This window comes from uncultured Campylobacter sp., from assembly GCF_938030785.1.
In the GTDB taxonomy this organism is placed as follows: Bacteria; Campylobacterota; Campylobacteria; order Campylobacterales; family Campylobacteraceae; genus Campylobacter_B.
The window spans coordinates 1-4898 of the sequence record NZ_CALHIK010000021.1; the positions used below are offsets into that span (position 1 = coordinate 1).

Sequence of the window (4898 nt, forward strand, 5' to 3'; positions counted from 1 at the left end):
CGCGGCGGGCTTTAGGGTCGGGCACTACACCAGCCCGCACATTTTTAGGCTTAACGAGCGCATCTATCTTGCGGGCCCGACAGATAAGTGCTTAAATTTCCGCGAGCTAAATTTGGATCGTAATTCAAATCAGTGCTTAAATTTAGACCGCGGCTTAAGCGAGCTAAATTTGATCTGCGATTCAAAGAGCCCAAGCAAGCCAAATTTAAATCAAAGCTCAAGCGAGCTTGCAAAGCAAAATTTCAGATCCGCGCCGATCGGTCGCGATGTTAGCGACGCGCAGCTTCAGCGCGCGCATGAGTTTTTGCAAGAGAGCTTGCCCGCGGAGTTTAAAGATAGCCTGTCGTATTTCGAGTATCTCACGCTGGCAGCGGCGGTGATCTTTAAGGAGTGCGATTACTGCGTGATAGAGGCGGGAATGGGCGGCGAGTTTGACGCTACGTCGAGCTTCGGGCGCACGCTGTCGCTTTTTACTCCTATTGGTACCGATCATTTGGGCATGCTAGGAGGTAATCTAGAGCAGATCGCCCGCACCAAGCTTATTACGATGCAGCAAGCGGCAATCTTAAACGACGAGATGAGCGAGGTTCCGCTTCGTATCGCACGGCAGATCGCACAGCAAAAAGGCACTCGGCTAGGTTTTGCTAGCGATTTTTTAGATGCGCCGCAGCGAGCGCAGATCGCGGAGTTTTGCGCGCGCAACAATCTGCCTAAATTTCAAATTTCAAATTTAAGCCTGGCGCTCGCCGCGATGAAATTTTTAAATTTGAAATTTGAAATTTCGCTGCTGCCGCCTCTAAATTTACGCGGCAGGATGGAGGCTTTGGCGCCGAATTTGCGCGTGGACGTCGGGCATAACGAGCTTGCGGCGCGCGCGATCTCCGAAATCTACGCGGGCAAAAAGATCGTGCTGATCTATAACTCCTTTGCCGACAAGGACATCGCCGCGGTGCTAAGCACTCTCGCGCCCATTTTGAAGCGGGTCGAAATTTTATCCTACCGCGTAAAAGACCGCAAGCTAGGCGGCGCGCAGATCGGCAAATGCCTCGACGGGCTAGGCATCCCGCATTGCAAATTTAGCGGCGAGATAAGTGCGGACGAGGAGTATCTGGTCTTCGGCTCATTTTATTTGGCGGAGCGGTTTTTGAAGCGATACGCAAAAGGGGTGAAGCTTGGCTAAAACAAAAGTAAGCTTCAGCGATAATTTCGGCACTAAGACGCTGTATTTCGGCGAAAACTTCCGCTTCCAGCTTAAAATTTTATCCGCTTTTTTCGTAATTTTCTTGCTCGTTCTGTTTTTTGCGCTCTTTAAACTCGCAAGCGACCGCGCAAATTTAAAGGAGCTAAACAAAACTCTCTACGGCGAAAATATCGCGCTTAAGGAGCAAAATTTAGCGCTTAAGACCCGCAGCGACGAGGTGCTTGCGAGCTTAAACAGCCGCAGAGACGACGAGGAGGGGCTGGATAGCGATATTCAGGTGATGCTTGCGATGAACGAGATGAAAAAGGAGCGCAAAAAGGGCTCGGGCGCTCATCTCTCGGCTAACGAAAAAACCGCAAGCGTGATTCTTGGCGCCGTGCCTAACGGCCTTCCGATGCAGTATCGCGGCGTCACGAGTCCGTTTGGGATGCGCGCCCACCCGATCAGCGGCATTATGAGGATGCACCACGGAATCGACTTGCGAGCAAGCGAGGGGACTCCGGTGTTTGCGACGGCAGAGGGTTTCGTGCAGTTTGCCGATGCAAGCGGCAGCGGATACGGAATTTTGATTATCCTTTCGCACAACTACGGCTTTGAGACCCGCTACGGTCATCTCAGCTCGGTCGTCGTAACGCCGGGCTCCTGGGTCAAAAAGGGCGATCTCATCGGCTATAGCGGCAACACCGGCTACAGCACCGGCCCGCATCTGCACTACGAGATCAGATTTTTAGGACAAAGCGTCGATCCCGCCAATTTTATGGGCTGGAACGCGCAAAATTTCAGAAATATCTCCGCGCTTGAGCCGGGCGTTTCGTGGCAGGAGATCGCAAACGTCGTGCAGCACCAGATCGAAAGCCTAAAGTAGGGCAAGATGCAGGCCGAAGTTTACGAATATTTTTTGCAAAACCAAAAAGAGCTTTTGATCTGCGAGGACGAAAAGGAAGCCGCAGCGTGCGAGCAGGTGCTTAAATTTATGGGCTACGCGGCCTTTTGCCTACCCGATTTTAGAGCGAGCTTCGGCGAGGATCTGCGCAGCTACATGGGAGAGCTTGCGGGCATCAGCACCGCTCTTAGCGCATTTTACAAAGCAAGCGGCAAAAAAATTTTAATCTCTCCCGTCCGCACGATCCTAAACAAACTCCCCGCTGCAAGCCATCTGCGCCCGCTAAATTTAAAATTTGGCGAAGAGTTAAACTTAAGCGAGCTGAAAGAGGAAATTTTGCGCCTGGGATACGACGTGCGCGACATCGTCGAAAGTATGGGCGAGGTGAGCTTCCGTGGCGAGATCATCGATATTTTTTCGGTAGGCGGCGAAAGCGCGGTTAGAATTCTGCTTGACGGCGAGAGGGTCGAGAGCATCAGGCGATTTGACGTAGCGACGCAAAAAAGCGAAAAAGATGAACTTGCGCAGGTCGAGATAGCGCCGTTTTTGGCAAATTTAAGCGAGGACGAGTTTGAGAGCGTGAGCGAAAAGATATCGCGCGCAGATAGCGACGCGCTTAGCCGCGATCTGGGCTCGCTCGGGTTTTGGTTCATCGAGGGCTTTGTAGATTACACGAGCGCGTTTGATTGCGTCTTGCTGCACGAGATCAAAAAGGATGAAATTTTTTCCGAGCGCAATTTGGATTTTTTAGACGCGATCGAGGTACTGCCCGCGGCACGTAAATTTAAAGACCTCGCCGTGACGCCGTCGCAGGAATTTTTTGAATTCCACCACAGCGAGGCTATCACGCTGATCGCGCGAAACGACGCGCTGCTTGCGCCGTTTGATCTTAGCGGATTTAGCAATATCGAAATTTTACGCGAGGATTTCGTCGTAAATTTAATAAGCGCCGAGCGGATCATCCTTTCGCTAAACAAAGCGGCGCCTAAAAAGCGCGTGCGAAGATCGAGCCTGGCTCTGGATGAGCTAAACGTGGGCGATTTTGTCGTGCATGAAGATCACGGTATCGCTAAATTTAACGGGCTCGAGCTCATCGAGGTGATGGGGCGCAGCAAGGAGTTCGTATCCCTGCTCTACGAGGGCGGCGACAAGCTGCTGCTGCCGGTAGAGTATCTAAACAAGATCGATCGCTACGTAGCAAGCGGCGGCGCGGTGAGCTTGGATCATCTGGGCAGGGCGAGCTTTTCAAAAATTAAGGAGCGAGTGCGCGAAAAGCTCTTTGCGATCGCTTCAAAGATCATTGCATTGGCGGCAAAGCGCGAGCTGGTGCGAGGGCTCGTCATCAAAAACGAAAGCGCGGATTATCCTAAATTTTTAAGCGCAAGCGGCTTTAGCTACACGAGCGATCAGCAAAAGGCTGTGAGCGCGATTTTGGCGGATCTGCAAAGCGGCAAGGTGATGGACCGCCTGCTTAGCGGCGACGTGGGCTTTGGAAAGACCGAGGTTGCGATGAATGCGATCTTTGCCTGCATTCGCAGCGGGCATTCGGTGCTGTTTTTCGTGCCTACGACGCTGCTTAGCTCTCAGCATTACGCCACGCTTAGCGAGCGCTTTAGGGAATTTGAAATTCCCGTTTTCAAGCTCGATCGCTTTAGCAGCGCAAGGCAAAAGAGTGAAATTTTAAAGCGTCTGCAAAGCGGCGAGGCGATCGTCGTGGTCGGCACGCACTCGCTTTTAAATTTAAACCCCGCAAATTTAGGGCTTATAATCATCGATGAGGAGCATAAATTCGGCGTTAAGCAAAAGGAGCGGCTCAAAGAGAAAAGCGCCGCTTCGCATCTGCTTAGTATGTCCGCGACGCCGATACCGCGCAGCCTAAATATGGCGTTAAGCTCGATTAAAAGCTACTCCACGCTGCTTAGTCCGCCGCAGGACCGCCTGGACGTGCGCACCTTCGTCAAGCAGTGGGACGAAAAGATCATAAAAGAGGCGATCTCGCGCGAGCTGCGACGCGGCGGGCAGATTTTTTACGTCCATAACCACATCGCGACGATGCAAAGCGCAAAAAAGAAGCTGCTTGAAATTTTGCCGAATCTTAAAATTTTAATTTTACACTCCAAGATCGACGCTAAAACGACCGAAGAGGAGATGATGAAGTTTGAAAACGGCGAGTACGACGTGCTGCTAAGCACCAGCATTGTAGAAAGCGGTATCCATCTGCCAAACGTAAATACCATCATCATCGAGGGCGCAAATAAATTCGGAATCGCAGACCTGCATCAGCTACGCGGTCGCGTCGGCAGGAGCGATAGGCAGGCGTATTGCTACTTCCTGGTCGAAGACAAAAACGCCCTAAGCGAGGACGCGCTAAAACGCCTAGTCGCGCTTGAGAGTAATTCGTTTTTGGGCTCTGGCAGCGTGCTGGCGTATCACGATCTAGAAATCAGAGGCGGTGGCAACCTGGTGGGCGAAGCTCAAAGCGGCCATATAGAGGCGATCGGCTACTCGCTCTACATCAAGATGCTTGAAGAAGAGATAAATAAACTGCTAAATAAAGAGAGCTTTGAGAGTGCGAAAATCGACCTGAAGCTTAGCATAAACGCGTTTTTAAACTCGGAGTTTATCGGCGAGGATAGGCTGCGCCTGGAGCTATATAGACGGCTTAGCAAGTGCAAAGAGGTAGCCGAGGTTTACGAGATAGAGGGCGAGATCGAGGATAGATTCGGTAAGCCGGACATCTACACCAAGCAGTTTTTAAGCCTCATTATAATTAAAATTCTAGCTATAAAAGCGGGCTTTAAAGCTATCTCAAAC

The 4898-nt window shown here is 51.3% G+C and carries 2 protein-coding genes and 1 pseudogene; all 3 read left to right on the plus strand.

Going from position 1 to position 4898, the window contains the following annotated elements:
• A pseudogene (locus tag Q0438_RS01260) lies at positions 1–1180 on the plus strand (Mur ligase family protein); the annotation flags it as partial.
• On the plus strand, positions 1173–2066 hold the full coding sequence (locus Q0438_RS01265) for a M23 family metallopeptidase (protein ID WP_299186423.1): 894 nt from the start codon (positions 1173–1175) through the stop codon (positions 2064–2066). The pseudogene Q0438_RS01260 and the gene Q0438_RS01265, both read left to right, overlap by 8 nt.
• 6 nt (positions 2067–2072) lie before the next feature.
• The coding region (locus tag Q0438_RS01270) for a helicase-related protein (RefSeq protein ID WP_299186426.1) at positions 2073–4898 on the plus strand (2826 nt) is incomplete at its 3' end.